The following is a 24,919-nucleotide window of genomic DNA, read 5'->3' on the forward strand; positions in this document are numbered from 1 at the left end:
AGTTCCTTAAGATTTTGAGAGTGAAAATACGATAGGTATTTTCAAATAGGCTGTTTTGGAAAGGCTAGGATAATCGCCGCTCAACGCCAAAACGGTTTGAATCGCTTTGGAGTCCAGTAGATGACTGCCGCTCGAGGAAAGTATTTCGGCTTTTTCCACCAATCCGTCCGGTTTGAGGACAAAGGATACGATTACCGTCCCCTCTATGCGCAATTTGCGTGCAACAGAGGGGTAGGTAAGGGAGTTTTCAATCATAGCTCGTATGCGTCCCAGTGTTGCCCCATTGATATCTTCCGATGAAACGTTCGGTTTTGGTAATTCGTTCGTTTGTCTAAGTGTAGATGCATCATGAGGAGAATCATTTGCGATGGGGTTAAGAGCCGAATGAAGCGGCTCTTTTGATTGGATATCCGATGGGGCAACACCGGGACGCACAGGAGAAGTTTGAGGCGCTGACGCCTCGGGAGAAGCTGCCGGAGTGAGTGGCAGCCTCTCCTGAGAAGTCACATGACGGGGAATTGTATCGGTTTTTGATCGTAAAGTTTTCACAGATTCGGCATGGTTGATGATTGGTTTTTGTTGATCGGATATAACATCAGCAGGTGCATAGTCGGCTAACGAGATCAGGATCGGCTTCTTCTTCGGCAACTCTGAGGGCTGGTGGAGTGAAAAATAGAGTGCCGTACTCAGCACGGTTGCATGCACGAAAAGTGATGCGGCGAACGATTTGGCTTTTAAGGCAAAATCGTTTTGTTGTATCTTAAATGATATAACGATGGGATCAAAAAAAATCATCATTTTCCCCAAATCGCGCTGTAGGGGTGGCGTTCGATCGGCGCAACAGTGGTTCTGCGATTAATCATACGGATAGAGAGCGGTTCAATCCAGTTCCAAAACTCTTCAACGCAGCCTGAGGGCATCTTTAAATCTTTAATTGTTTTTTTGTACATCATCAGCCATATTTCACGCCCTTTTTCATCGATCGTAATATGAAAATGACGCATCCGAAGGGCAGGGTGCCCATGTACCGGTGTGTAGCTTTTTTCACCGCCGAGGGCTTCGACGAAAAAATCGGCGGTTTTCTCGGTCGCGTGGGCAAATGCCGCATCATCGGAGGGGAATAGATCGCCGATTGCGCTTTTGCGCAATAACTCATGATGATAACGCACCATTTTGCGGATATTCTCTTCTCCCCATTGCTGAATGAGGATGATGGTTGGAAACGGAACTTCGGGATACACAAAATCGATTTTGGCTTCGGCCGTATGGGGTGTCATACTTGCAGGTTCGAACGGCTTAGTCCCGCACGCGCTAAATAGGGATACCGGTTTTCCCTCAGACATTATGTGTGTCATTTTTTATCCTTTTTTTGTGGTATTGATAGAACATCAGGGGAGACGACAGGCATTTGAATTAACCGCAGACAAACACTCCCGTCGTCTCTACTCATGTTCCATTTGTTTTGATACGCTAATTTGGGCAAAGCTCAAATTAGCGGCAAGGACAATCTTGTCCTTTGCAATCCCCTAAAGCTACCGGCATGTGCCGGAGATTTAAAAAATACGTATTCTAGAAACGGTAATTGATTTCCAAACGCATTTCCTGATTCGATGTTTCAGCTGTCGCTAAAGCTGTCTTATCATTATTTTGATCCATCAAACGGGCTTTGAGTTCCGTCCCTTTCCAGTCTCCGGCAAGTTTGTAGAGAATATCGAAATTCCATTGGTGGGTATCCCCGTTTCCGAAGGCTCTATCCGTCATGCTTTGATACGGTTTTTTGCTCGGATCACGATCGTAATAGGCATAGCTGAGCATCGTACTCATACCCGCTACTATGGCATCAAAGTCATAATCAAACTCTGCTTTATATGCCGTAGTATTGGCATTCCAATCGGTTTGCGTCATGCTTCGCGTATAGCCTTGGGTCGGGAATCCGCGCCACGGGGCAATCATATCTGCACCGCTGTCCGTGTGTGATGTCGCTAGCAGAAATTTTGCTGCACGGTAATTTGCCGTAGCTCTTAAAGCCCAAAGATTGGTATCGACGCTGTTATCACTGTCGTAGTTATTGGTTTTAGGCAAGATAATATCCCCGGCCCCTTTGTCGTATTGCTGCATATATAAACCGCCGAGTCCGAGGATCACATCACCCGCTTCAAACGCGTAATTGGCTTCCAGACGAAGATGATCTACCAGATCCGGCCAATGCATGACCCATCCTTCAAGTTCAAGGTTGTCGAATGAACGGTTTTTGATACCGAAAACGGTGACATCCGGAGCGTCTCCGTGTCTATGAGTAGCGGTACCGTAGCCGGTATCGTAATACGAACTGATTTTAGAAGGAGTATCGAGCGTTTCGGCCATATTTCCGAAATAGTCCATACCGCGTTCTTTGATTTTATCGATATAGTCCAACTGAACGGTAGTGTTAAGGAGATCATTTGAAACAAAATCAACCCCTTCGAAAGCAACCGGGATCATCTTGGTGTCGTTGGGCGACATCCACGGATTACTTACCAGCATGCGGCCCGCTCTGATTTTGCTTTTGGCAATGTCGTATTGCAAATAGGCCTGTGCCAAAACGGCGTATCCGTCGCCATAATCGTAGGCAGAACCCGGGCCTCGTGCAAACAGGTCTTTGGAGGTATTGGCATTTTTGCCGTCTTCCGCATCTGTCCATCCACCCGGATTTTGAGTGGTATAAAGACCTGTTCCGAAACTAAAACCGTACAATGGTGCTGTTTTATAGATCAAACTTCCGCCGACGGCAAAGCCTGTTGCACTGTATTTTGCATCATTATCCCAATCGGTCACAAAATATTGGGCTCTGAGGCGCCCGTCAAGTTTTCCTTCTTTAAAAGCACTGACTAGATTATCCGCTGCCGATGCAAATACTGCCGATCCCAAGAGCAATGCTGCTGCTAAACTAAGTTTTGTCATTTTATATCCTTGTATATTTTTTGATATAACGCTATTGATTCAAAAATTCGACTGTCTATACCGCAAATGTGTCTCTGCCAAAGCAGAGCTGTTTATTTTTTCGGTAAGCCGTATCCGCTCTCTTTTAATATGCTTTGTGCTTTGGCTGATGACATAAAACGTAAGAATTTTTTGGCAGCAATCTGGTTTTCAGGAGAGCCGTTTTTGAGACCTACCATCGCCTGATCGATAGTGTTGTACGATTTTGGATCGACTTCGACCCATTTTCCGACATTTTTCATCTCAGGAGAGAGAACGATCGATTTTGCCATAAAGCCGACATCGACCGCTTTGGTCGTGACATAGCTTCCCACTTGCGAAATCGATTCGGCGGTGACGATTTTTGAGGTTACCGCATCGGCTACTTTATAAAAGCGCATCGTATTCATCGCTTCTATTCCGTAAGGGGCGGTTTTAGGGTTAGCGATGGCAATTTTCTTGACGGCCGGATTCGCTACGACTGTGACCCCTTTGGAGAGATCGACACCGGTATCGCTCCACAATACCAGCGTACCGTAGGCATAGACTTGAGCGGGAGTCGTAGTGTAACCGCCTTGAACCAGTTTTCCCGGAAATTCTACATCCGCAGATAAAAAGGCATCATACGGAGCACCGCTCATAATTTGCTGAGTAAGTTTTCCCGATGCACCGGTGATGATTTTGACACCGATACCGCTCTCTTGGCTAAACGCTTTGGCAATATCGTTCACCGCATATTTCATGTTGGCCGCAGCGGCTACTGTAATCGTTTGAGCCGCAATGGCAGAGGCAAATGCCAATGAAGCAAGAACAAGCTTGAGTAATTTCATCTTCTTTCCTTAGTATCTATTTTGATATAACGATAAACACAAACCAAACATTGCAAAAACGGTTCGCAGAAAAATGCGACAATTTCGTTATGTTTTGTAAGATACAACGAAATTATAAAGTAAAAGGCTTAAAGTTTGTAGGGAGTTGATAAAAATGTGTTATAAAGGAAACAAATTAAGGGTCGTCTTCCGTTCGCTATCAGTTCAAGGAAACATCCCTTTGCATGTGGTAGCATTGTTTTTGGCGAAAAGTGATTGTTTATAGTTCAATACGCTATCTTTAATTTTGAATAATCCTATTGAAAGCGTAGAAAATTGAAAATTAAATATTTATACTTAATTTTTCTCTTTCTAATTTCATTGAATTATTGTCTATTTTTGTCTATGAATGATAAAGAGGTATTACACTCTTTTATTTTTTTAAAATCTATATCAGTTGGTAGAGGCATTCCATTTACTACTGACCATAATACGATTGATGCATCAAAACCATTAAGCCCTAAACCGGTAATTTCATTTGTGATTCTTCTGCACATATTAGCTGCCGTTTCTTGAACAATCTTTTTATCTTTACTTACTAAGCCTACTTGTGCAGAAATATACCAGTCTTGTTGAGAGAGAAAGGCTCTAATTGTATCTAGCTCTTGATTTCCATTGATCAATTTGTAATTTAAGACCTGACCTGCATCTATTTCTTTAGTTATATTTTTTTCAGCGGAAGAACGATTTATTGTACAACGAGGCAATGTATTGGTTGAACAAATTCGCCAATCTGAAAATATCGACGGTCGCGGATAATCGAAAGTTATGGTCCAATTCCCGACATCTAAAAGAGTAGAATTCCAATCATCTTCGTCACTAGGGATGCGGAAGTTCACAACTACGCCTCTCGGCTGATTATTATTTATACTCCAAGTACGTAGGTCTCTATCAGTCCAGTGTTCTTCTGTTATTCCACTTGAAAATAGTTTTGAAATTGCATCATCAATAGCACGTGCTTTGTCCTTTGTTGATTGCTCTGATAGCTGTGTAATAACAGACGGTGCTTCTCCTGTGGTGCGGGCAATACCAAGAGCAATTTGAAGAGCTGCAGCTGCTCCACGGGAAGTATATGATTTTGTTCCATTTACAGAAAGTTTAATTACTGGTACAGAAGCACTTCCGTCAGTTTTTACTAAAAATAGTGGAAAATTTGATTTTGAATGATGAATGACTCTGTTCCATTTTTCCCCGTCAGAGTTGCTTTGATGTCCGATTGTTGCCAAAGGAATTGTAGACTCGAATGCACCTACTGTGACATTTGCAGTTAGATTAACGGAAAAATCTTTTCCTATGAGTGCCCGAACTAACCAAGGTCTTCCAACATAAGGTAAGATATTTGTATTGTTGTTATTTTCTCCATCTGCTGGGAGTGCACTGAAAATAAGTAATCGCGTATAAGCATTAGAAAAAGATGCCCCATCAGGTTTATTGTTAACCCATTCATCGTTGTAGGTACTGAATGGGGTCAGATTTACAGCTTTTGGTGTAGGAAGATTGTGCTCAGGTTCAGGAAATGATGATTCTCTCAATACATCAGAATTAGTATTCAACATGGGAACTATTACAGGATATATTCTATTGGAGTCAGACACTGAATCTCCATTTGTTGGCAATGTAGGAGAAAATTTAGATGATGAACATGAAATGAAAAATATTGATATAAGTAGTAATAATGGATAAAAAAAACACTTTCGAATAGCTGCATTATATTTTATAAAAGAATTTGTCTTTTCGATGTCAATATGAGTTGCCATTTTAAATTCCTTAGCTATTGATGTGAAGTGAAGCAAAGATTTAACAATAGTTTACATTTATTAACATAAGTTATTCTTAACTTATTGTCATAGATATTTATGAAAGTTTGTAGTACGAGTATCGATTTAGAGAATGCAGTAATAAAAAAAGGTAAATTGAATTTTGTCTTTCGTTTGCCATAAATTAGTCAAAGTGTGGATGTTCATGGTTCGATAGGCTTTTACGAACAGGGAAATATGAAGGTTTAATTCCTGACTCCTATCTCTATCTTTGTAAGAATAGAATGGGAATAATTTACTTTTTTGTAACTTTTTTTTGTAGTGTTTTATTGGGGGTAGATTGACGATATACTAATATTGGATGAACTAATACTCGTGGATAACGACAAGTTCTAACCATTGATTCCATACCTGTAAATCCTTTAAACATTCCACGAAATCCTCTTTCAACGGATTCATAGTCATTTATTGTTTCTTTTTCAAATTCGATTAGAGGATTAAAATCTTCATCAGTCTGCATAGGTACAGAAGTAATTACACCTAACATTGTAAATTCTTCTGTTGGGAATGAGCCATAAGTAAAATGAAATGCATTTGAATTTGGAATTGAAAAATTTAATGTATCAACATGTCCAAATAAATGTTCATCAGTCTCATTAGGAAAAGGATAAACTCTAATGTTTGTAATATTAGGAAGAAATGCATCAATCCAAGTTTTCATGCCTTCTAATATCCATTGAGGAATTGTCTCTATTGCTGAAGAAGATATTACAAGCGATTCTAATAATTTCTTTAATTCTTTTGCTTCCTGTTGTTTTTTTAATTTAGTATTTTTATCACCATTTACATTTTCTAATTCAATAATTTTATGCTCAATCTCCTTATATTCTGGAGTATTTTTTAATGACTCTTCATGACTGCGATTGATTAGTTTAGTTATATCTGGAAAAACTTGACCTATTGATTTAATTCTTTCGTAATCTTCAATAACTATTCTGCCTGTACATTTAACACATAAGGCACTTTTGAGTAAAGCTCTTGTTTCATTGTCTTTAAGAGTTAAATTGTTTGGAAGTTGAGACAAATCTACAAGAAAACCTGAAGAAGAAAGCTCTTGTTCAAGTTCTTGAAGCAAAGAATGGTGAGGTTTTATTGTTTCTTTATTGGCTTCATTTTTTTGAGTTGTTCCACCAGCGTCATGTTTAAAAACTGTAAAATCATAGTTTCGTTTGTTATCAGAACTAGCACTTTTTTCTATTTGAGTTTCTCTTAGTTCAACCACGCCACCTGTTAATTGACTATAGAGCGAAATTACTTTATCAAGGTCTACGTAAATATAATCATATAAATTCACAGAAAATCCTTGTCATATGTTGAATGTTAATATCAACAAATTATATCTTAAATAGGAAAAGATGCTAGATTGCAGATATACTCTAAATGCTAAATGAAGTCGGGAATGACGAAAAAGATTATAATCCAATAATTATATGGCTAGGGGCGATAAGGGCGTAGGCGTTCATCCCCTCGGAAAGTTTTTGCGTATCTTTTGGATTCATAAGGGCGACCAGTTCGGTTGAGTGATTGAGCTGAAAAATGATTTCATCGGTTTCGTCCTGCGATTCGATACGAACGATTGTCCCTTGTAGACAATTAAGCGTTTCATCCGTTTCAGCGGGATCGGTTACGATAGTTACATCGCTCGATTTGATGATGGCATAGAGGTCGCATCCGACGCTAAGCCCCATGTTTTTGATCGATTTTAGGGTGATAACGGAACGGAGGGTATGATTTCCCGCCAATGAGAGGGTAAGGATGCCGTTTAAACCTCGTTCTTCTATGCTGAGAAGGGTGGCAGGGAGCTGATTGCGCGCACTGGTAGTGAGAAAGGTACGGCTGAGGATGCGGGCAAGACGTTCGGGGTCGTCACCCGCTTCGGAAAAGCGGTCGATAAACTGGCGGTGCAGTTCGTTGAAGCGGTGGAACGTCGCGATAAGTTCGCGCGCGTACGGGGTGAGTTTCGTTCCTCCGCCCCCTTTACCTCCCGTTAACCGCTCGATGAGGGGCTGGTCGGCGAGGGCGTTCATTCCGTTGATACGCTCCCATGCCGCTTTATAGCTCATTTTCATCTCTTTGGCGGCGGCGTTGATCGATCCGGTTTTGTCGATCCGCTCCAGCAGTTCGATACGTCCTGCACCTAAAAAGCTCTGCCCCTCTTTGGTAAGCCAGAAACGTCCGTCGATTTTCATGGGAGCCTGAAGCTGTGCTTCATCGGCACTTCAATAGTATCGGGTTCATAGGCGCCGTGCAAAAATAGGCGGGAAGCGAGAACCCCCTGCGCTAAAAGCATATCTGAACCGTCTTTATAGGGGAGGGCACTTGCTTTGACTTCTTTCAAAAACGGGGTTACTTTGCCGTAAATGACGTCAACCGCCCCTTTGGCCTTAACGAGGAGTACACCCAAAAGTTCTTGGGGGATCGGAAGCTCGTTATCGCTCAGACCGGCGGAGGTGGTGTTGATGATCAGATCGTACTCTGTAGGGATGAAATCGTCCCAGCAATAGGTTTTAAAGCCGCCGTTTTTGAAATACTCCAGCCGTCCTGAAGAGCGGTTGAGAATCGTCGGGGTGATTCCCCCTTGGCTGAGGGCGACGCTGAGGGCGCGTGCCGTTCCCCCCGCCCCCAATATCAGAGCGGTTTTGATTGCACCGAATGATTTGATAGCGTGCATAAAGCCATCCGCATCGGTGTTGTAGCCGATGAGTTTCCCATCTTCCAAAACGAGGGTATTGACCGCTTGAATCGTCCGGGCGATACCGCGAACTTCGTCGCATTGCGCATAGGCGGCCTCTTTATGGGGGACGGTAACGTTGGCGCCGCTAAGGGCTTTGGCAAAAAAAACGTCGCGGAGCTGCGAACCCTCTTTCAAAGGGGTTCGGGTATAGCACGCATCGATACGGAGCGATTTGAAAACAGAATTGTGCATCAGCGGCGAGCGCGAATGGCTCACGGGGTCACCGAAGATGGTAAAAACATTCATTCAACGCAGACCAGATCGTCCAGGGTACTCATCAAAGCCCCCAGTTTATTGGTCACTTCGAGGTATTCGAGCTCGTGTACCGAATCGGCGACGACTCCCGCACCCGCCTGCAAGACGACAAAGTCAGGTTTGATGAGGGCAGTACGGATCGTGATGGCACTGTCCATGTTGCCGTCAAACCCGAAATAGCCGATTGTTCCGCTGTAAAAGCCCCGTTTGACCCCTTCATATTCGGCAATCAGCTCCATTGCACGGATTTTCGGAGCACCCGTCATCGTTCCCGCGGTAAAGGTGGCGGCGAGGAGGTCGAACATGTCTTTATCATCGGCGAGCCGGGCATGAACGTCCGAGACAATATGCATAACGTGCGAATAGCGCTCGACATGCATCATCTCTTCTACTTTTACCGTTCCCGTTTTGGCGACGCGGCCAACGTCGTTGCGTCCCAAATCGATCAGCATCAGATGCTCGGAAAGCTCTTTCGGATCGGAGAGGAGCTCTTCTTCGAGTTCCAGATCGCGCTGTTTGGTACCGCCGCGTTTGCGTGTCCCCGCAATCGGACGAAGGAGGATGTCTCCGTCACTCAAACGTACCATTACTTCAGGGGAGCTTCCCACGATGCTGAAATCTTCATATTCCATCAGATACATATACGGAGAGGGGTTTTTGAGTCTCAAAATACGGTAAAAACTGAACGGATCGATATGGGCATGGCGGATATAGCGGTTGGTCATCAGAATTTGAAAGACGTCACCGCTTTTGATCATCTCTTTGGACTTGTCGACCATTGAGAAAAATTTCTCTTTCGAGAAAATAAATTCTCCCCCGTTATCGGTTTCAATCGGTTTTAGCGGGGTATAGCTGTAGGGAGATTTGAGAACGTTCTCTATCTCTTCAAAACGTTCAATCATCGGTGTGAGAGAACTAAGCATCGTGATGGTCGCATTTTTATGGGAGACGACGAGGGTAAGTTTCGGTAGGATCAGATCCATATCGGGGATATCGGTCTGATCGATCAGATTGCCCATCGATTCTTCGAGTACCGGTTCGAATACCTGTACCATATCGTATCCGATATAGCCGATAAAGCCGTCGATATACCCGACACCCAGCTCCTGTGCTTTTTCACGATACGCTTTATGGTTGAGTTTGCGGTAATACTCTTTTAAAAACTCAAACGGTGAAATGTTCAGGTGTTCGGCTTTACCCTTTGCATTTGTGTATATAGTGTTTTTTTGGCTGTAGGTGAGACGCTCGCGTGCACCGATAACGATTATCGTGTAGTTACCTTCGCTGTTGCCGGCACTTTCAAAGAGAAAACTGACTTCTTGAGGGAAAAGGCTTTTCGCCTTTTCGTAGACGGCTATGGGAGCGAATTGATCGAGAGAAAAATGGCGCGATGAAATCACGTTACCCCTTTACTATGTATGCGCCGGATTCGATGTTGCGTTTTACGTTTCCTAAAACGTCACGTGCCGCTTTCTCACCCTGGAACGGTCCGACCATGACTTTTGTAGCAGCACCGCTTGGAACGGTTGTGTATTTCAATCCGCTGGCGTTGAGGCGATCGAAAAGGGTTTTGCTCGGTTCTTTCGTAAAGGATCCGACTTGAATGTAATAGGTTCCGGTCGTATCAACGGTTTTAGCAGCCGGTTTCGTCGTTGTTTCGGCTGCGGTTTTTGCAGGCTCTGCCGCCGGTTTATCGGTTGTTTTCTGAGCAGTTTCAGCGGCAGGTTTCGGCGCAGCAGCTGTTTTTTGTACCGAAGAAGCTTTTTTGGTCTCTGTCGGCTTGACCGATTTGATTGTCGGTGTATTGACGACCGGCTGAGCGAATTTTTGGGTCGATTGGGCTTTAGCCGGTGCCGGTGTCACAGGTGCGGAAACGCTTTGTGTAGCTGCTTTAGGCTGCTGTGCCGGGACCGCGGGCTGAATAACGGTCGTTTCCTCTACCGGAGAATTTTGCATCGACTCTTGTTTGATTTTTTGAGCGATTTGTCCCAAGTCCTGAGGTGCAGACGGCGTTGTTGCGGCAGATGTATTTGAACCTTCTTGGATCACTTCGACCGGTTCAAAGAGAGGATCGTTGGCAATCTCGGTCGGCGACGTCGGTGCAGGCGGAACTACGGCTTGCGGCGGCTTCTCGTCCGTTTGCGTTTTGAGCGAATTCATAATTACCAAAACGATGATCAATATAAGTGTCAGTGCAGCGATTGCCAACAATAACTTTTTACTATTGGAATTTGATCCGCCTTTGCTTAGAATGATGTCATTGAGTTCATTTTTTTCTTCCATTGAAGTGCCGTTCCTTATAAGAGTTGTGCTTATCGAATTTACATATGTTTAGACCACGAAGCACCGCGCTCTTTAGCGTACACTTCGTAGGGAAGGTTAAGAATATTGTATTCCATCGGTAAATCTAACGACGGAAACATTCGCCACTGTTTCGGTTGTTTTGCGGCAAGTTTCATCGAAATCATTTTACCCAGTTGATTGGCTTCTTGTAAAGTCGTATGTCCTTTATGGATATACACGTGCAAATGCCCCGGTGTTTTGGTCTCAAAAGCGGTAAAATTGATGAATCCCTCTTCTCTAAGCAATAATTGTGCCTTATGGTAAAAGCGCTGCGGATCAGTCCCGTTGTAGTCGATAACGATGTTTTCCACTTTGTCGAACTTATTGATCAGTGAATGGGCGACGGTGATCTGTTTTTTTAGATGCTGATCGATAATCGCCTGAGTAAGCGTTTTGTCGATTCTTTCGTATTTATTGAAAAAAGTGCGCCCTTTGAAATCGATTTTGTCAACGACGGTGTCATGTTTCAGCCAGTAATGATCTGAAATCATTTTGATCAGTTTCATGTCCATCGATGTCATTGGGGCGCCTTTTATATATTTAATTGCGGGTCGAGAACAAAGTCCCCGACCCTTTCGCTTGCCGCTGAGGCACTAAAGCTTGCCCCTGCGGGTCAGAATTAATACGTTGGTTGGTTATAGATAACGAAATTTTTCGCCAATGCTTTTAGCTCTTCTTTGATAGCGGCTTGTTTGGTCTCATTTTCGATATCGTCCAAAACATCGGCGATGCGGTTTGCGATAAGTTCAAACTCTTTCTCTTTCATACCGCGTGATGTCAATGCAGGGCTTCCGATACGGACACCTGAAGTAACGAACGGTGAACGCGTTTCTCCAGGTACGGTATTTTTGTTAACGGTGATTCCCGCGCGTCCGAGTGCCGCATCGGCATCTTTACCGCTGAACGGTTTGTTAAGGAATGAAACCAATACCAGGTGATTGTCGGTTCCGCCGCTGACGATGTCGTAACCGCGTTCCATCAATACTTTGGCAAGAACAGCCGCATTCGCTTTGACTTGCGCAGCGTACACTTTCCACTCATCTGAGAGGTTGTATTTGAAGCCGACCGCTTTTGCCGCGATGACGTGAACCAACGGTCCCCCTTGAAGTGCAGGGAAAATAGCCGAGTTGATTTTTTTAGCGATCTCTTCGTCGTTGGTCATGATCATACCGCCGCGAGGACCCGCTAGGGTTTTGTGCGTCGTTGTCGTAACAACATCCGCATATGGGAACGGGCTTGGGTGCTCACCTGCACATACAAGTCCTGCGATGTGGGCGATATCGGCGAAAAGAATAGCCCCGACGGCGTCAGCAATTTCGCGGAATTTTTTGAAATCGATTTCGCGAGCATAGGCTGAAGCGCCGCATACGATGATTTTCGGCTGAACGATTTTTGCGATATCCATGACACGCTCATAGTTGATGCGGCCGTCCAGTTCGACACCGTAGGAAAAACTGTGATAGTTTTTACCCGAAAAGCTTACTTTTGAACCGTGTGTCAAATGTCCGCCGTGGCTGAGATCCATACCGAGGAGTTTATCTCCCGCTTGAAGCAACGCCGCATAAACCGCGCCGTTCGCCGATGAACCCGAGTGCGGCTGTACATTGGCAAATTTGCACCCGAACAGTTCGCAGGCGCGGTCAATCGCCAATTGCTCTACACCGTCTGCGTATTCGCATCCGCCGTAGTAACGTTTAGCGGGATATCCTTCGGCGTATTTGTTGGTAAATACAGAACCCATTGCTTCCATAACGGCAGGGAGGGTAAAGTTTTCCGATGCGATCATCTCTAAATGGTCGGTTTGGCGTTCAAGCTCTTGCTCACATAATGTGTAAATTTCGTTGTCGTATTCTTTGAGGAAACTCATTCTTCTTCTCCGTTGTTGGTTTGGTTGTTGTGGATTGGTTTCATAGCCGGGAAGAGCAATACGTCCCGGATAGAGTGTTGGTTGGTCAGCATCATGACGAGACGGTCGATTCCGATCCCCTGTCCGGCGGTCGGTGCCATACCGTAGGAGAGAGCGGTAACGAAATCTTCGTCCATCTCATGGGCTTCATCATCGCCAGAATCTTTGGCCGCCATTTGCCCTTCAAAACGCCCTAATTGATCGACCGGATCGTTCAGCTCGCTAAACGCGTTGGCGATTTCGCGTCCGGCAATGAAAAGCTCAAAGCGGTCGGTCAGTTCGGGACGTTCGTCGTTACGGCGCGCAAGAGGAGAGATTTCGACCGGGTAGTGGGTAATAAAGGTCGGATTGATGAGTTTGGCTTCGACGAATTCGTCAAAGAGTTCCCCTTGCAGCTGTCCGAGGTTCATCGCCGCATTGGCTTCGAGGTTTTTCGATTTCAAAAATGCCAAAATTGAGTCTTTGTCATTGACGATTTCTTCGGGGACACCGCCGATGACGCTGAGGCTCTTGACCAGTTCGATTTCGCTAAATTGGTCGAAATCGACTTCCAACTCACCGTACGGGAGACGTTTAGGAAGGTCGAGATGATCGAAGAGATACTCGAAATACTCTTTGGTGATACTGATCAGGTCTTTATAGGTTTTAAATGCCCAGTAAAATTCGATAGAGGTGAACTCTGGATTATGGGTAGCGTCCATCCCCTCGTTGCGGAAATTACGGTTGATTTCAAATACCGCTTCGAATCCGCCGACGATGAGGCGTTTGAGATAGAGTTCCGGTGCGATACGCAAATAGCGGTCGATCCCAAGAGCATTGTGATGGGTAACGAACGGCTTCGCGTTTGCTCCCCCCGCGATCGGGTGCATCATCGGCGTTTCGACCTCTAAAAATCCTTTGTCTTCGAAAAAGCGGCGGGTAAGGCTGATCACTTTGGAACGTATATGAAACGTTTTGCGAACTTCGGAGTTCATAATCAGATCAAGATAGCGTTGACGATAGCGCATCTCTTTGTCCTGAATCCCGTGGAATTTCTCAGGAAGAGGGGAGATCGCTTTGGTAAGGAGGGTTAGCTTGTCGGCATGGAGTGACAATTCGCCGTGTTGGGTTATAAACGGATAGCCGCTTACTTCGATGATGTCACCCACCTCGATCAGCTTTTTGAAAACGTCGTTGTAAAAATTTTCAGGAAGGTTGTCTCGGGCAACATAGATTTGGAGCATTCCGCTTTCGTCTTCGATTTTGACGAAACTCGCTTTACCCATCAATCGGTACAGTTTGATCCGTCCCGCAACGGTGTAGTGGCGGTGCTCATCCCGTTTTTCTTCTTTTTGAAAAAGATCGGAATTGACATTGTGAAATTTATCGATGGTCGTGTTGCGCTCTGAGTGGTTTGCATACGGATCGATTCCGAGTGCTCTTAGTGCTTCGGCTTTTTCGATCCGTTGTTGTACGTATTGGTTTTCAAATGCCAATGTTTTTCCTTTATTCGATAGTTATTTTTTAGAATCGGTTTGGCAGTTTTTACAGATGCCGTAAATTTGCATAGAGTGCTCCTGCATCACGAATCCAAGGGCTTCGGTGATCTCTTTTTGACGACGTTCGATCTCTTCATCGACGAATTCCGTGATGTTCCCGCACGAAGTACAGATGATGTGGTCATGATGATCCTTGGCACCGAGTTCGTATTTTTTTCCTTGCGCACCGAAAGAGAGAGAGGTAACCATCTCCGAATCTTCAAGCAAAGAGAGGGTACGGTAAACGGTTGCGATCCCCGTTCCCAATTCAGGATGTTTCTCCTGAATCAGATGATGCAGCCCTTCCGGGGTTAAATGCTCGTCGGAATTATAGAGCATCTCCAAAATGACTTCACGCTGAATCGTGAATTTTAGTCCGTTCTCTTTCAGCAATTGTTTGAAATCGCTTAAAAGCTTATTGTATTCGACGGTTCGTTCCGTAAAATCGGTATATGCATTCATCGGTTAATGATCCTTATCCGAGCTGTTGGTATCGGTTGCATTTTCATCACTGATCAATGATTTAATATCATCGGTTTCAATATGCAAAATGAAATTCCCCGTCGCAAACATCGGTTTATAAAAAAAGCTGTCAGCCATTTTCCCCTCAAAGTTTTCACGGATTGCCGTGACGCTGAAGAGGGCATAGACTATGATAGAGACAATAAAGAAAAACTTGCTGCTCCCCAATACAAATCCCAATACTCTGTCCAAGGGGCCCAAACCGCTTAAGCTGGTAAGCTTTTTAAATCCTGATCCGAGTGCGACCATTAAGAGCCAGAATATACCCAGGGCGAAAATAAATCCGACTAGATTAATGGCCGCCGAACTTTCAAAATGAAAAAGGACATCACTCAGAAACTTGCCGATAATCCCGCCCAAATGAGATGCGACAAAAACGCCTCCGACGATTCCGACAAGCCCGAAAACTTCTTTTGACAAACCGTTTAAAAGTCCTTTTAGCCCCAGTAGCAGGATTACCGATCCGACAACAAGATCAAAATAATTCAAATCCATTACAACTCCATCTCCAAACGGTCTTTACCGTTGTTTTTAGCCTTGTACAAAGCGGTGTCCGAACGCTGGATAATAGCGTCAATCGTATCGGTTTCTTTGATTTTCGTCATACCGATACTGAGCGTAACAGTAATTTGCTGGTTTTGGAAGAGAGGTTTATTGTTACGGCAAAGGGTTAACAGCCGTTCACCGACCAAACGCGCCCCTTCCAAATCGGTTCGGTTCAGCAAAATGATGAACTCTTCGCCTCCGAAACGATAGACCCGGTCACCGTCGCGCAGAGCTTTCTTAAATAACTTAGCCAAAAAGATAAGTACTTTATCACCCGCAATATGGCCGAATTTATCGTTAATCTGTTTAAAATTATCGGCATCGATCATAAAGCAGAAAATATCAAAATTAAGTTTGCCTTTGTCGAGTATCGTACGAAGGTGTTCGTTGAGCGCATAACGGTTAAATGTTTTGGTCAAAGGGTCAAGCGAAGTTTTGACCTCCAGACTTTTCACCTGTTCCATCAGCGTATAGATAACATCGTTGGCACGGGAAACTTCATCGCTCAGATGATTCTGGATGTCGTTGAATTTTTCGGTGATCTTTTCAAAGTTTATCAGTGTATCGCCGTTGCTTTGTTCCAGCAATTCGGCTTGTTCTTCGGTGATCTTTCCGATTCTTTCATTGGTATCGGCATACGAATCGATACTTTTTATGGCCAATGCTTTGTACTCTTCTGCTGAAGTGTTGCGATATGCCAGCAGATCGATCTCTCCTGAGGTGTAAGCCTCTAGCACTTCTTGGGTCGCATTGGTAACCAGCTCCGCGAATTCTGAGGGCTCTATGGTCGCCTGTCGCTTCGCGGCAGCTTCTAAATGGATAGAGAGTTCTTTGCAAAAATGGAATAAAAAAGGATTAATTTGATTGTATTCCACACACTTACCTTTAAAAGATACGGACACTTAAAAGTTCTTCTTTACGGGGAAAAAAGCAAAGATTATGAGCCGATATAATTGGCGCCATTATACTTTTTCAAACATAAATCTAAGATTTGGTTTCCTTAATCAGTCCCTTTTTAGGATAAAAGGATAAAATTCGGCAACTATAAATAAATAGGTGCAATAGCACGCAGGAGATCATATGAGTACATGGAGCCGATCAAGCTGGAGAGAAAAACCGATTAAACAGCAGCCGACCTACCCGGATACGGCGGTACTGGAGCAAATCGAATCGCAGCTTCGCAACTACCCTCCACTCGTATTTGCGGGCGAGGCGCGTACGTTAAAAAAGAATTTGGCCGACGTGTGTGAGGGAAAAGCTTTCTTGTTGCAGGGGGGCGATTGTGCGGAGAGTTTTTCTGAGTTTCATGCCCACAATATCAGAGACACCTTTAAAGTTATGATGCAAATGGCGGTTGTAATGACTTTTGCGGGCGGAGTTCCGGTAGTAAAAGTGGGACGTCTCGGCGGACAATTCGCCAAGCCGCGCTCATCCGATACGGAGACGGTTGAGGGGATTACCCTTCCGAGTTACCGCGGAGATATCATTAACGGTGTCGATTTCAACGAAGCCGCACGCGTACCTGATCCTCATCGAATGGTTCAAGCCTACAACCAATCGGCGGCAACTTTGAACCTTCTTCGCGCTTTCGCATCGGGAGGTCTTGCCGATTTGCATCAAGTCCATGCATGGAATCTCGGCTTTGTCGGTCAAAACGAAATGACAAAAAAATACGATGATCTTTCGCGCCAAATCGATGATTCCCTGCGCTTTATGGCGGCGTGCGGAATTACTTCGGATACGTATCGAACCTTGCGTGAAACTGATTTCTATACGTCTCACGAAGCATTGCTTCTGAATTACGAAGAGGCGTTTACCCGTCAGGACTCTCTAACGGGAGAATGGTATGACGTATCATCACACATGTTGTGGATCGGTGACCGTACACGCCAGCTCGACGGTGCACACGTTGAATTTATGCGCGGTATCAAAAATCCGATCGGGGTTAAAGCGGGACCGTCTATGGATCCGGAAGATTTGATCCGTTTGTGCGATATCCTCAACCCTGATAACGAAGCGGGACGTTTGAACGTCATCGTCCGTATGGGAGCCGATAAAGTAGCCGACGGTATGCCGGCTTTGATCCGCGCGATTGAGCGCGAAGGGAAAAAAGTGGTCTGGAGCTGTGACCCGATGCACGGAAATACGATCACCAGCAACGGATACAAAACCCGTCCGGTCGATGCGGTGCTTAAAGAGATGAAACAGTTTTTCCAAGTACACAAGGCTGAGGGGACATACGCCGGAGGGGTCCATTTGGAGATGACCGGCAAAAATGTTACCGAGTGTCTGGGGGGATCGTTTGAGATCACTTCCGAAAATCTCAAAAGCCGTTATCACACCCATTGTGATCCGCGTCTTAATGCAGACCAGTCACTGGAATTGGCATTTTTGATTGCCGATACGCTTAAAGAAGCGCATCGCTAAAAGTGTTTCCGCTTTTGCGGAAGCACACTGCATTACTTTTTCTGACACTCCGGGCAGAGTCCTGAAATAACTACCGAAACCTCTTCCACTTTGTACTGACTCACATCGATCGATTTTTGCAGGAGCGATGCCGCTTCCAGCGGAACATCTTTAATTTCATTGCATGCTGTGCACAAAACATGGGCGTGAGACTCTTTGGAAATCTCGTACTTTGTTTTGTGCCCCGGAATTTTGACTTCGCGGATAAGGGAAACGTCGAGCATCGTATGGATGTTTTTATACAGCGTCGCAAGCGAGATAGAGGAGAACCGCTTTTTAACTTCCTGATAGAGTTCATCGATACTTATGTGGCCGCTGTGGTGCATTAATTGAATAATGGCTATCCGCTGCGGTGTTGCCTTGAGATGATATTGTTTTAATAATAGGTTATGTTTCATAATAAGGAATTATAAACGATCGGAGGCGCTATGTTTCATAAACAATGAAAGAAAGGGTGAGTTTCGAAATAATTTTTAAGATTTCCCCCAAAAGGGAGAATCATTAGAGTGAATTGATGATACGAACCAATTCGTCGGGTTTGTTGGAATATTGCAAAGCGGTCTCTTTGTTGATCAGTTTTTTGCGCAGGAAGTCGACGATTTCCTGTGTCTGGGTCGTCATATTGGTCTCTTGCTGATTGAGCTGCATTTGCGAATAGAGCTGATGGACTTTGTCTTCGCGGATCAGATTGGCAATCGCCGGATTGGTGATCATAATCTCCTGCGCAGCGACACGTCCGCCGCCGATTTTCGGCAAAAGGGCTTGGGATATGACGGCGATCAGGGAGGTAGACAATTGAGCCCGTACCTGCGGCTGTTCATCACCCGAGAAAACGTCGATGATACGGTTGATGGTTTGCGGTGCCGAGTTGGTGTGGAGTGTTCCGAAGACCAAGTGTCCCGTTTCTGCCGCCGTCAACGCCGCTGAAATCGTTTCGCGATCCCGCATCTCCCCGATCAGGATAACGTCCGGGTCTTCACGCAGAGCGTATTTCAGTGCGTTCGAGAAGCTTTTGGTATCGGTTCCGACATTACGATGGGAGAAGAGCGATTTTTTGTTGTTATGGACAAACTCGACCGGATCTTCGACCGTGATGATATGGCGGGCTTCGTTCATGTTGATTTCGTTCAGCATCGCCGCAAGGGTGGTCGATTTACCACTTCCCGTCGGTCCGGTGACAAGGATTAGCCCTTTTTCGCGTTTAATCAGCTCTTTAAATACTTTTTTGGCGTTCAAATCATCCAAAGAGGGGATAATGACGGGGATGATACGAAACGCACAGGCGACTTCGTCCATGGTTTTGTAGTAGTTGGCACGGAAACGGCCGACATCGGGAATGACAATCGAAAAGTCAAGTTCATTATTCTCTTCAAACGCTTTTTTTTGCTTCTCGGTGAGGAGAGAATATCCCATCTCTTCGATATCCTGCCCGGTTAGTACGGGGAGGTTCAGGGCGACAAGGCGTCCGTCGATGCGAATCTGCGGTTCTGAACGGCTGACAAGATGTAAATCGGATGCCTTGTACGCCACAACGCTTTTAAGAAGCTTGTAAATATCCAACGTGGTATTCATGATCGAAATATCCCTTCATAGTAAGATTCATCGTATCCGACGACAAGCGCATCTTTGTATTCGATAACCGGGCGTTTTATCAGAAGATTATGGTTCCCCATCCACTCAATTTTGCCGTTGTCGTCTAATTCGTGGTTTTTCATCCCTAACGTTCGGTAGGTCGTCCCTTTGGTATTTAAAAGGGTTGAAAGGGGAACTTTTGCGGTCCAGTCTAGAATTTTTTTATCTGAAACGGGAGCAGTTTTAAAATCGTGAAATGTATAGGCGATACCGCGGGCGTCCAGAAACCGGAGCGCTTTTTGGACACTGCCGCAACTTTTGATTCCGTAGACGTCTACCATCGGTTACTCGATGATTTTAGGGACGATGAAAAAATGTTCTTGCGAATGGGGAGCATGGGCAAGTATATCGTCGTTTACGGCGCGGTCGACTGTGCCGACGTCTTCTCTCAGCCGAGTGGATACTTCGGACATGGCGAATGTTGCGTCCACCCCCTCCGTCGAGAGCTCTGAGAGGTTGTCGACAAACGAGACGATTTCACTAAGTTGTGCTATCATCTCTTCACGATGTTCTTGGGGAATCTGGAGATAAGATAATTTTTCTAGCCGTTGCAAGAGAGTTTCATCAATTTTCATAGTTAACCTAAGTCATAATAAATTTATAGAAATAATTGTACCCAAAAAAGAGGTTTACAAAACTTTAACATAGGGTGAGATATTATTGCTCTAATATAATGATTGTAAATGACAGGAGCCGTTTTGAGTCTAAAAGAGAATATGGAAGCCCTAAAAGAAGAGCTGAGTTCCGAAGAGAAGTTTTTTGAAAGTGCCATTCGAACAGAACGTTTCGTCAAACGGTATCAAAAGCCGTTAATGGCTGCGGTGGCGGCTTCATTATTGGCTGTGGGCGGGGCGATCGGATATCAATCGTATACGACTGCAAAAATCGAGAGTTCCAATGCCGCTTTAAATCTCCTTTTGGCGAATCCGGCAGATACCAAAGCCGAACAGACATTGAAAAATGACAATCCTAAACTGTATGATCTGTGGAAACTTTCCCGGGGGATCGCCCAAAATGACGTAACGATACTTGAAGGGCTCAAAAACTCTCAAGCGTTCGGTGTCGCCGATATCGCATCGTATGAATCTGCCGCTATCAAAGGGGACACGAAAGCGTTGGAGAACTATACCAAGCAGCAAGGTGCCCTTTATAAAGATTTGGCATTATTGGAAACTGCCGTAGGGGAAATCAATAAAGGCAATACGAAAGCGGCGAACGAAAAAATCGCCCTTATCGGTGAAAATTCTCCTCTTTACCAAGTCGCGCAATCTCTTTCCCATTATGGAGTAAAATAATGAAATTATCGACTTTAGCTCTATCGCTGGGGGCCATCCTTCTCTTAAGCGGATGTTCCCATAAAGAGGTGTATAAACCCGAGAATGTCAAAGGCGAATGGCGCACTGCCGGCCATTTGAGCTCTTCTATTTCCCAAACGGCCGACTCGGCGGCGTTGCTGGATAACGGCCGTTTGTTGACGGCAAAAGGGGAGAAAAACATTAAAATCCCTGAAGAGTATCGTCTCATCAACGCTACCGATACGTGGATCATTGCGGAGAGCCCGGAAAACAATCTCGTCCTTTTTCCGGCTGACGGAAGCGATGCTAAAGTAACGTTTGAACTTAAACGCCAGATCGCGGCCGCAAATATCCAAGACGATACCGTCGCTATTTTATTTACCAACAACGAAATGGCGCTGTATTCGCTGGAAAGTAAAAAACTCCTTTTCAAAGAGAGTGCGAATGCACCTATCGCGGTAGATTCTCGTATTGCCAACCCTTATTTTCTAAAAGAGCTGGTACTCTTTTTGACGCTTGACGGTAAAATCGTTATCGTCAACTCCGCAACCAAACAGGTTTTGCGATCGGTGGTTGTGAGTTCGGAAGAATATTTCAACAATGTCACCTATATGAATGTCATAGACAACAATCTTGTGGTGTCTACGAATAACGCTGTTCTGGCGCTTTCCCAAAAAGAGGCGCGTGAGAAGTATGAAATCCGCAACATCGCGTATGCATCGGACGGTATCTGGCTGACTACCAAACAAGGGGAGATCATCGCCCTGACGCCGACATTGCAGTTTAAAGCGAAGAAAAAATTCCCGTTTGCTCACTTCGTCGGGCTCAGTGTCCAAAATGACCGCGTTTATGCCCTTGAACAAGAAGGGTACATGATCGCTATCACTAAAAACCTATTGGCGTACGATGTTTATGACGTTGATATGGACAACGACAACAAAATTTTCCTCGGAGACGGACGTTTTTATTTTGACGACCGCTATATCGATATCAAATAATGTCGAAAGAGCTTGAGGCTTTTATCGAATACATAACCGTTATCAAAGCGCTTAGTCCTCGAACAATCGAGGCCTACAGCCGCGACTTGGGAGAGATTGAGCAGAACGCTCAAAAAGCCCTTGTCGATATCGATTCAAACACCGTTTTTCAAATCCTCGGAACCCTCTCCAATAAACGAACCCTGAACCGAAAACTCTCCGCATTTAACTCCTTTTTGGATTTTTGCCACCGTAACCGTTTTGATTCCCTGTCCACGAAATTTTCCCTCTCCAAAGTACCGAAAAATCTCCCTAAATATGTAACCTATGAGACCATTCAAGCGGGTCTGGGGATGATTGACCGCAGCGATTGGATCGGACTGCGCGATTACGCCCTAATCCTCTTTTTGTACGCGACGGGATCGCGTATCAGCGAGGCTCTGATCGCCGAGGAGGGGGATATCGAGATAGAATGGCTCCGTATACGCCACGGTAAAGGGGAGAAAGAGCGCTACGTTCCGATAGCTCATGAGGCGTTAAAAGCGCTTCGTGCCTATCAGGAGGCTTCCCCCTACAATAAGCCGTATCTGTGGCTCAACTACCGCGGAGAGCCTCTGAGCCGCATTTCGGCGTTTAAAATCACCCAAAAATATCTGGGTGTCTCTCCCCACGCGCTTCGCCACTCCTACGCGACGGCACTTATCCTCGGCGGAGCCGATCTGCGCGTCGTACAGGAACTGCTCGGGCATGCGTCACTGCTTACCACGCAGATATACACCCATGTTCAAAAGCAAAATCTTCAAGAGACGGTACTTCGCCATCATCCGATGGCACACTCTTGATATTTATCAAGAATTAATTTTCTCTATAAGGTTATCATCCGTTATTCAATAAAAGGATGTTCCTATGACTTACGCTTCATTTACCGCAGATGTCGTCTACGGCGATACACAGCCCGTTATTACGCCGCTCATTACCAACGAGTTTACCAAAGAGATTCGGATCGTATTTCGCATCGGTCAATCGATGAAAGCGCATAAAACATCGTTTCCGATCACGGTGATGATCGTGCAGGGACGTATCGATTTCGGAGTAGGGGAAGAGCGCTACGAATTGGTCGCTGGCGATGTCGTCGCATTAGAGGGTAATGTGATACATGATCTCAATGCCCTCGAAGATTCGATTGTCCGCCTTAGTCTGCATAAAGGTGACAGTGTTGCACGGGTAAACGGGGTACTTAAGCTATAATACCCGCATGATATTATGTGACGTCGGAAATACATCGGTTGATCTGTTTTATGCGGGTAAGCGGACCAAGCTCAGTGTGGACGATTTTGATCCTGCAACACTCTATGACACTGTCTATTTTGTCAGTGTAAACAGTGCGTTTAACGAACGGGTACAAAACTATACAAATTGGCATAATTTACGAGAGTTAATCGACTGGGATAAATACTATCCTACGATGGGCATTGACCGTATTATGGTGTGCGAAGCGGTGGAAGAGGGTGTTATCGTCGATGCGGGGAGTGCCATCACAGTCGATGTGATGCGCGGCGGCGTGTATCAGGGGGGATTTATTTCTTTAGGGCTTCGTGCGGCACAATCGGCGTACGCGAATCTCTCCGGCGCACTGGACGTGTCATTTAACTTTGAGGTAGATTTGGCTAAAATGGCGAAAAATACTCCCGATGCCCTTACGGTCGGTTTTTTGGCTCCTTTGATAGAGAAGATCGAGAGTCTGGGAAAACCCCTTTATTTGACCGGAGGGGACGGCTTGCTGTTGTCCCGTTATTTATCCGGGGCAGTAGTGGATGAAGATTTGATCTTCCGCGGGATGGAAAAGTTACTTCAAAAAGGTTCTAAATGCTAAGTGTCGCACTCCCGAAAGGGCGAATTGCCGAAGATACGTTGGAAATTTTCGAAACGATTTTCGGAAGCAGTTTTAAATTCGATGATCGCAAATTGATCTTGCAAACCGAAAACTTCAAATTCTTGCTGGTACGCAACCAAGACGTCGCCACCTACGTCTATCACCAAGCCGCCGATATCGGTGTCGTCGGTCTCGATACCCTCGAAGAGCAGGGGCTGGACGTCATCCGTCTGCTCGATCTGCAAAAAGGGAAATGCCGTGTCGCCATCGGGATGCGTGCGGGTGAAAAACCCGATTTCACCAAAAGCGAGATCAAAGTCGCGACCAAAATGGTGAACATCACCAAACGCTATTTCGCCGAGCGCGCCGTTGCCGCCGATATCATCAAACTCTACGGTTCCATCGAACTCGCTCCCCTTGTAGGGCTTGCCGACATGATCGTCGATGTCGTCGAGACGGGAAGCACGATGAAGCAAAACGGTTTGGAAGTGGTCGAGACGATCATGGAATCGACGACCCATCTGATCGCCAATAAAAACAGCTTTTTCGAGAAAAAAAGCGAGATATTGGATATTTACGAAAAGATAAACGCACTTTTGTACGGCAATTAATTAAGCAATTCACAATTGATTAACGAATACGATTTAGAATACTGAAAACTATTAAGGATATACAAATGTCAAAGATTATCTTACCGGTCGCTTTAACAGTTCTTTTTTCGACGTCAGCGGTAATGGCGGAAAGTTTTTCGACGGTTGAATATGTTACGGTCACGCGATCGACCCCTATCTATTCAACGATTCAAGAGGAAATTCCAAGCCAAAAATGTTACGATGTCCAAGAAGCGGTAAGCTCGGGCGGAAGCAGTAACAACGACGTCGTCGGTGCCGTTGTCGGAGGTGCCTTAGGAGGTGTGCTCGGACATCAGATCGGAGGGGGAAAAGGTAAAACGGCGGCAACCGTCGGCGGAGCCGTTTTGGGAACCTTGGCCGGTCAAAACGTAGGGAGCAAATACAACACTCCGGGAACGACGACCTATCAAACCGTTCGCAAATGCGAAAATATTACTACGGTTAAAAGCCGTCAGGTATTGGGCGGTTATTCGAATGTCGCCAAATTCAAAGGCAAAACGATCACCGTCGAGAGCGATCAGCCTTTAAAACAAATTCCCGTTACCGTGACCTACAGCTATTAACTCCTCTTTTCTCC

28 protein-coding genes are annotated in these 24,919 nt (G+C 45.2%); 8 read left to right on the forward strand and 20 right to left on the reverse strand.

Going from position 1 to position 24,919, the window contains the following annotated elements; translation table 11 throughout:
• Positions 1-6: 6 nt before the first annotated feature.
• The 16 genes from SULKU_RS05805 to SULKU_RS05880 all read right to left on the reverse strand — a co-directional run bounded on the left by SULKU_RS05805 (position 7) and on the right by SULKU_RS05880 (position 16,342).
• Complete coding sequence (locus SULKU_RS05805; RefSeq protein WP_083801876.1) at positions 7-798, reverse strand: energy transducer TonB; 792 nt, start codon at positions 796-798, stop codon at positions 7-9.
• A complete protein-coding gene (locus SULKU_RS05810) occupies positions 795-1,355 on the reverse strand; it encodes a globin domain-containing protein (RefSeq protein WP_013460013.1) in 561 nt (186 codons plus the stop codon). Before SULKU_RS05810 ends, SULKU_RS05805 begins: the two co-directional genes overlap by 4 nt.
• Positions 1,356-1,569: 214 nt before the next feature.
• Positions 1,570-2,940 carry an OprD family outer membrane porin gene (locus SULKU_RS05815; RefSeq protein WP_013460014.1) on the reverse strand — a complete coding sequence of 457 codons (1,371 nt, stop codon included), beginning with the start codon at positions 2,938-2,940 and terminating at the stop codon, positions 1,570-1,572.
• A gap of 92 nt (positions 2,941-3,032) precedes the next feature.
• Positions 3,033-3,788: a molybdate ABC transporter substrate-binding protein gene (gene modA / locus SULKU_RS05820; RefSeq protein WP_013460015.1), complete on the reverse strand. Its 756-nt coding sequence runs from the start codon at positions 3,786-3,788 to the stop codon at positions 3,033-3,035.
• A gap of 365 nt (positions 3,789-4,153) precedes the next feature.
• Complete coding sequence (locus tag SULKU_RS05825; RefSeq protein WP_013460016.1) at positions 4,154-5,584, reverse strand: hypothetical protein; 1,431 nt, start codon at positions 5,582-5,584, stop codon at positions 4,154-4,156.
• Positions 5,585-5,879: 295 nt separating this feature from the next.
• A complete protein-coding gene (locus tag SULKU_RS05830; RefSeq protein ID WP_013460017.1) occupies positions 5,880-6,938 on the reverse strand; it encodes a DUF6414 family protein in 1,059 nt (352 codons plus the stop codon).
• 118 nt (positions 6,939-7,056) lie between these two features.
• Positions 7,057-7,833, reverse strand: coding sequence for a TOBE domain-containing protein (locus SULKU_RS05835; protein WP_013460018.1), 777 nt, complete (start codon positions 7,831-7,833; stop codon positions 7,057-7,059).
• On the reverse strand, positions 7,830-8,624 hold the full coding sequence (locus tag SULKU_RS05840; protein WP_013460019.1) for a shikimate dehydrogenase: 795 nt from the start codon (positions 8,622-8,624) through the stop codon (positions 7,830-7,832). Before SULKU_RS05840 ends, SULKU_RS05835 begins: the two co-directional genes overlap by 4 nt.
• Positions 8,621-10,033, reverse strand: a complete 1,413-nt coding sequence (locus SULKU_RS05845; RefSeq protein WP_013460020.1) for an anthranilate synthase component I family protein — start codon at positions 10,031-10,033, stop codon at positions 8,621-8,623. The genes SULKU_RS05840 and SULKU_RS05845 overlap by 4 nt, the downstream gene beginning before the upstream one ends.
• Before the next feature lies 1 nt (position 10,034).
• The gene (locus SULKU_RS15290; RefSeq protein ID WP_013460021.1) at positions 10,035-10,916 is read right to left on the reverse strand and encodes an SPOR domain-containing protein; all 882 of its coding nucleotides are present in this window, start codon (positions 10,914-10,916) and stop codon (positions 10,035-10,037) included.
• 38 nt (positions 10,917-10,954) lie between these two features.
• Complete coding sequence (locus SULKU_RS05855) at positions 10,955-11,497, reverse strand: DUF1882 domain-containing protein (protein WP_013460022.1); 543 nt, start codon at positions 11,495-11,497, stop codon at positions 10,955-10,957.
• A 98-nt stretch (positions 11,498-11,595) separates the two neighbouring features.
• Positions 11,596-12,843: a serine hydroxymethyltransferase gene (locus SULKU_RS05860; protein ID WP_013460023.1), complete on the reverse strand. Its 1,248-nt coding sequence runs from the start codon at positions 12,841-12,843 to the stop codon at positions 11,596-11,598.
• Positions 12,840-14,357: a lysine--tRNA ligase gene (gene lysS, locus SULKU_RS05865; RefSeq protein ID WP_013460024.1), complete on the reverse strand. Its 1,518-nt coding sequence runs from the start codon at positions 14,355-14,357 to the stop codon at positions 12,840-12,842. The genes SULKU_RS05860 and lysS overlap by 4 nt, the downstream gene beginning before the upstream one ends.
• Positions 14,358-14,378: 21 nt before the next feature.
• Positions 14,379-14,861: a Fur family transcriptional regulator gene (locus SULKU_RS05870; protein WP_013460025.1), complete on the reverse strand. Its 483-nt coding sequence runs from the start codon at positions 14,859-14,861 to the stop codon at positions 14,379-14,381.
• 3 nt (positions 14,862-14,864) lie between these two features.
• Entirely contained in the window at positions 14,865-15,416 is a 552-nt protein-coding gene (locus tag SULKU_RS05875; RefSeq protein WP_013460026.1) for a CvpA family protein, read from the reverse strand.
• Positions 15,416-16,342, reverse strand: coding sequence for a GGDEF domain-containing protein (locus SULKU_RS05880; protein WP_013460027.1), 927 nt, complete (start codon positions 16,340-16,342; stop codon positions 15,416-15,418). The genes SULKU_RS05875 and SULKU_RS05880 overlap by 1 nt, the downstream gene beginning before the upstream one ends.
• Before the next feature lie 205 nt (positions 16,343-16,547).
• Between SULKU_RS05880 and SULKU_RS05885 the strand changes: the two genes are divergently transcribed.
• Positions 16,548-17,894 (forward strand): class II 3-deoxy-7-phosphoheptulonate synthase, encoded by a 1,347-nt coding sequence (locus SULKU_RS05885; RefSeq protein WP_013460028.1) that lies wholly within the window; start codon positions 16,548-16,550, stop codon positions 17,892-17,894.
• Between the two features lie 32 nt (positions 17,895-17,926).
• Here SULKU_RS05885 and SULKU_RS05890 read toward each other — a convergent pair whose 3' ends face one another.
• The 4 genes from SULKU_RS05890 to gatC all read right to left on the reverse strand — a co-directional run bounded on the left by SULKU_RS05890 (position 17,927) and on the right by gatC (position 20,140).
• A complete protein-coding gene (locus SULKU_RS05890) occupies positions 17,927-18,331 on the reverse strand; it encodes a Fur family transcriptional regulator (RefSeq protein WP_013460029.1) in 405 nt (134 codons plus the stop codon).
• Positions 18,332-18,434: 103 nt separating this feature from the next.
• A complete protein-coding gene (locus SULKU_RS05895; RefSeq protein WP_013460030.1) occupies positions 18,435-19,505 on the reverse strand; it encodes a type IV pilus twitching motility protein PilT in 1,071 nt (356 codons plus the stop codon).
• Positions 19,502-19,846, reverse strand: coding sequence for an arsenate reductase family protein (locus tag SULKU_RS05900; protein ID WP_013460031.1), 345 nt, complete (start codon positions 19,844-19,846; stop codon positions 19,502-19,504). The genes SULKU_RS05895 and SULKU_RS05900 overlap by 4 nt, the downstream gene beginning before the upstream one ends.
• 3 nt (positions 19,847-19,849) lie before the next feature.
• Positions 19,850-20,140: an Asp-tRNA(Asn)/Glu-tRNA(Gln) amidotransferase subunit GatC gene (gatC, locus tag SULKU_RS05905; protein WP_013460032.1), complete on the reverse strand. Its 291-nt coding sequence runs from the start codon at positions 20,138-20,140 to the stop codon at positions 19,850-19,852.
• Between the two features lie 108 nt (positions 20,141-20,248).
• On the opposite strand from gatC, the gene SULKU_RS05910 reads away from it, so the two are divergent.
• From SULKU_RS05910 to SULKU_RS14355, 7 genes are all read left to right on the forward strand, one after another.
• Positions 20,249-20,860 carry a hypothetical protein gene (locus SULKU_RS05910; protein WP_049766960.1) on the forward strand — a complete coding sequence of 204 codons (612 nt, stop codon included), beginning with the start codon at positions 20,249-20,251 and terminating at the stop codon, positions 20,858-20,860.
• Positions 20,860-21,858, forward strand: coding sequence for a PQQ-binding-like beta-propeller repeat protein (locus SULKU_RS05915; protein ID WP_013460034.1), 999 nt, complete (start codon positions 20,860-20,862; stop codon positions 21,856-21,858). The genes SULKU_RS05910 and SULKU_RS05915 overlap by 1 nt, the downstream gene beginning before the upstream one ends.
• Positions 21,858-22,679: a tyrosine-type recombinase/integrase gene (locus SULKU_RS05920; protein ID WP_013460035.1), complete on the forward strand. Its 822-nt coding sequence runs from the start codon at positions 21,858-21,860 to the stop codon at positions 22,677-22,679. The genes SULKU_RS05915 and SULKU_RS05920 overlap by 1 nt, the downstream gene beginning before the upstream one ends.
• 64 nt (positions 22,680-22,743) lie before the next feature.
• Positions 22,744-23,085: a cupin domain-containing protein gene (locus tag SULKU_RS05925; protein ID WP_013460036.1), complete on the forward strand. Its 342-nt coding sequence runs from the start codon at positions 22,744-22,746 to the stop codon at positions 23,083-23,085.
• Between the two features lie 7 nt (positions 23,086-23,092).
• Positions 23,093-23,710 (forward strand): type III pantothenate kinase, encoded by a 618-nt coding sequence (locus SULKU_RS05930; RefSeq protein WP_013460037.1) that lies wholly within the window; start codon positions 23,093-23,095, stop codon positions 23,708-23,710.
• The gene (hisG, locus tag SULKU_RS05935) at positions 23,704-24,321 is read left to right on the forward strand and encodes an ATP phosphoribosyltransferase (RefSeq protein WP_013460038.1); all 618 of its coding nucleotides are present in this window, start codon (positions 23,704-23,706) and stop codon (positions 24,319-24,321) included. Before SULKU_RS05930 ends, hisG begins: the two co-directional genes overlap by 7 nt.
• Before the next feature lie 65 nt (positions 24,322-24,386).
• The gene (locus SULKU_RS14355) at positions 24,387-24,905 is read left to right on the forward strand and encodes a glycine zipper 2TM domain-containing protein (RefSeq protein ID WP_013460039.1); all 519 of its coding nucleotides are present in this window, start codon (positions 24,387-24,389) and stop codon (positions 24,903-24,905) included.
• Positions 24,906-24,919: the final 14 nt, after the last annotated feature.

The sequence above is a fragment of the Sulfuricurvum kujiense DSM 16994 genome, assembly GCF_000183725.1.
Lineage (GTDB): Bacteria > Campylobacterota > Campylobacteria > Campylobacterales > Sulfurimonadaceae > Sulfuricurvum > Sulfuricurvum kujiense.

Coding starts and splice junctions, on each gene's coding strand:
- SULKU_RS05810 (WP_013460013.1), bottom strand. CDS start 1,355: ATGACACACATAATGTCTGAGGGAAAACCGGTATCCCTATTTAGCGCG.
- SULKU_RS14355 (WP_013460039.1), top strand. CDS start 24,387: ATGTCAAAGATTATCTTACCGGTCGCTTTAACAGTTCTTTTTTCGACG.
- SULKU_RS05815 (WP_013460014.1), bottom strand. CDS start 2,940: ATGACAAAACTTAGTTTAGCAGCAGCATTGCTCTTGGGATCGGCAGTA.
- hisG (WP_013460038.1), top strand. CDS start 23,704: ATGCTAAGTGTCGCACTCCCGAAAGGGCGAATTGCCGAAGATACGTTG.
- SULKU_RS05910 (WP_049766960.1), top strand. CDS start 20,249: ATGACAGGAGCCGTTTTGAGTCTAAAAGAGAATATGGAAGCCCTAAAA.
- SULKU_RS05835 (WP_013460018.1), bottom strand. CDS start 7,833: ATGAAAATCGACGGACGTTTCTGGCTTACCAAAGAGGGGCAGAGCTTT.
- SULKU_RS05805 (WP_083801876.1), bottom strand. CDS start 798: ATGATGATTTTTTTTGATCCCATCGTTATATCATTTAAGATACAACAA.
- SULKU_RS15290 (WP_013460021.1), bottom strand. CDS start 10,916: ATGGAAGAAAAAAATGAACTCAATGACATCATTCTAAGCAAAGGCGGA.
- SULKU_RS05915 (WP_013460034.1), top strand. CDS start 20,860: ATGAAATTATCGACTTTAGCTCTATCGCTGGGGGCCATCCTTCTCTTA.
- SULKU_RS05870 (WP_013460025.1), bottom strand. CDS start 14,861: ATGAATGCATATACCGATTTTACGGAACGAACCGTCGAATACAATAAG.
- SULKU_RS05855 (WP_013460022.1), bottom strand. CDS start 11,497: ATGACATCGATGGACATGAAACTGATCAAAATGATTTCAGATCATTAC.
- SULKU_RS05900 (WP_013460031.1), bottom strand. CDS start 19,846: ATGGTAGACGTCTACGGAATCAAAAGTTGCGGCAGTGTCCAAAAAGCG.
- SULKU_RS05840 (WP_013460019.1), bottom strand. CDS start 8,624: ATGAATGTTTTTACCATCTTCGGTGACCCCGTGAGCCATTCGCGCTCG.
- SULKU_RS05890 (WP_013460029.1), bottom strand. CDS start 18,331: ATGAAACATAACCTATTATTAAAACAATATCATCTCAAGGCAACACCG.
- SULKU_RS05825 (WP_013460016.1), bottom strand. CDS start 5,584: ATGGCAACTCATATTGACATCGAAAAGACAAATTCTTTTATAAAATAT.
- SULKU_RS05885 (WP_013460028.1), top strand. CDS start 16,548: ATGAGTACATGGAGCCGATCAAGCTGGAGAGAAAAACCGATTAAACAG.
- SULKU_RS05895 (WP_013460030.1), bottom strand. CDS start 19,505: ATGAATACCACGTTGGATATTTACAAGCTTCTTAAAAGCGTTGTGGCG.
- SULKU_RS05930 (WP_013460037.1), top strand. CDS start 23,093: ATGATATTATGTGACGTCGGAAATACATCGGTTGATCTGTTTTATGCG.
- SULKU_RS05925 (WP_013460036.1), top strand. CDS start 22,744: ATGACTTACGCTTCATTTACCGCAGATGTCGTCTACGGCGATACACAG.
- SULKU_RS05920 (WP_013460035.1), top strand. CDS start 21,858: ATGTCGAAAGAGCTTGAGGCTTTTATCGAATACATAACCGTTATCAAA.
- gatC (WP_013460032.1), bottom strand. CDS start 20,140: ATGAAAATTGATGAAACTCTCTTGCAACGGCTAGAAAAATTATCTTAT.
- SULKU_RS05875 (WP_013460026.1), bottom strand. CDS start 15,416: ATGGATTTGAATTATTTTGATCTTGTTGTCGGATCGGTAATCCTGCTA.
- SULKU_RS05860 (WP_013460023.1), bottom strand. CDS start 12,843: ATGAGTTTCCTCAAAGAATACGACAACGAAATTTACACATTATGTGAG.
- modA (WP_013460015.1), bottom strand. CDS start 3,788: ATGAAATTACTCAAGCTTGTTCTTGCTTCATTGGCATTTGCCTCTGCC.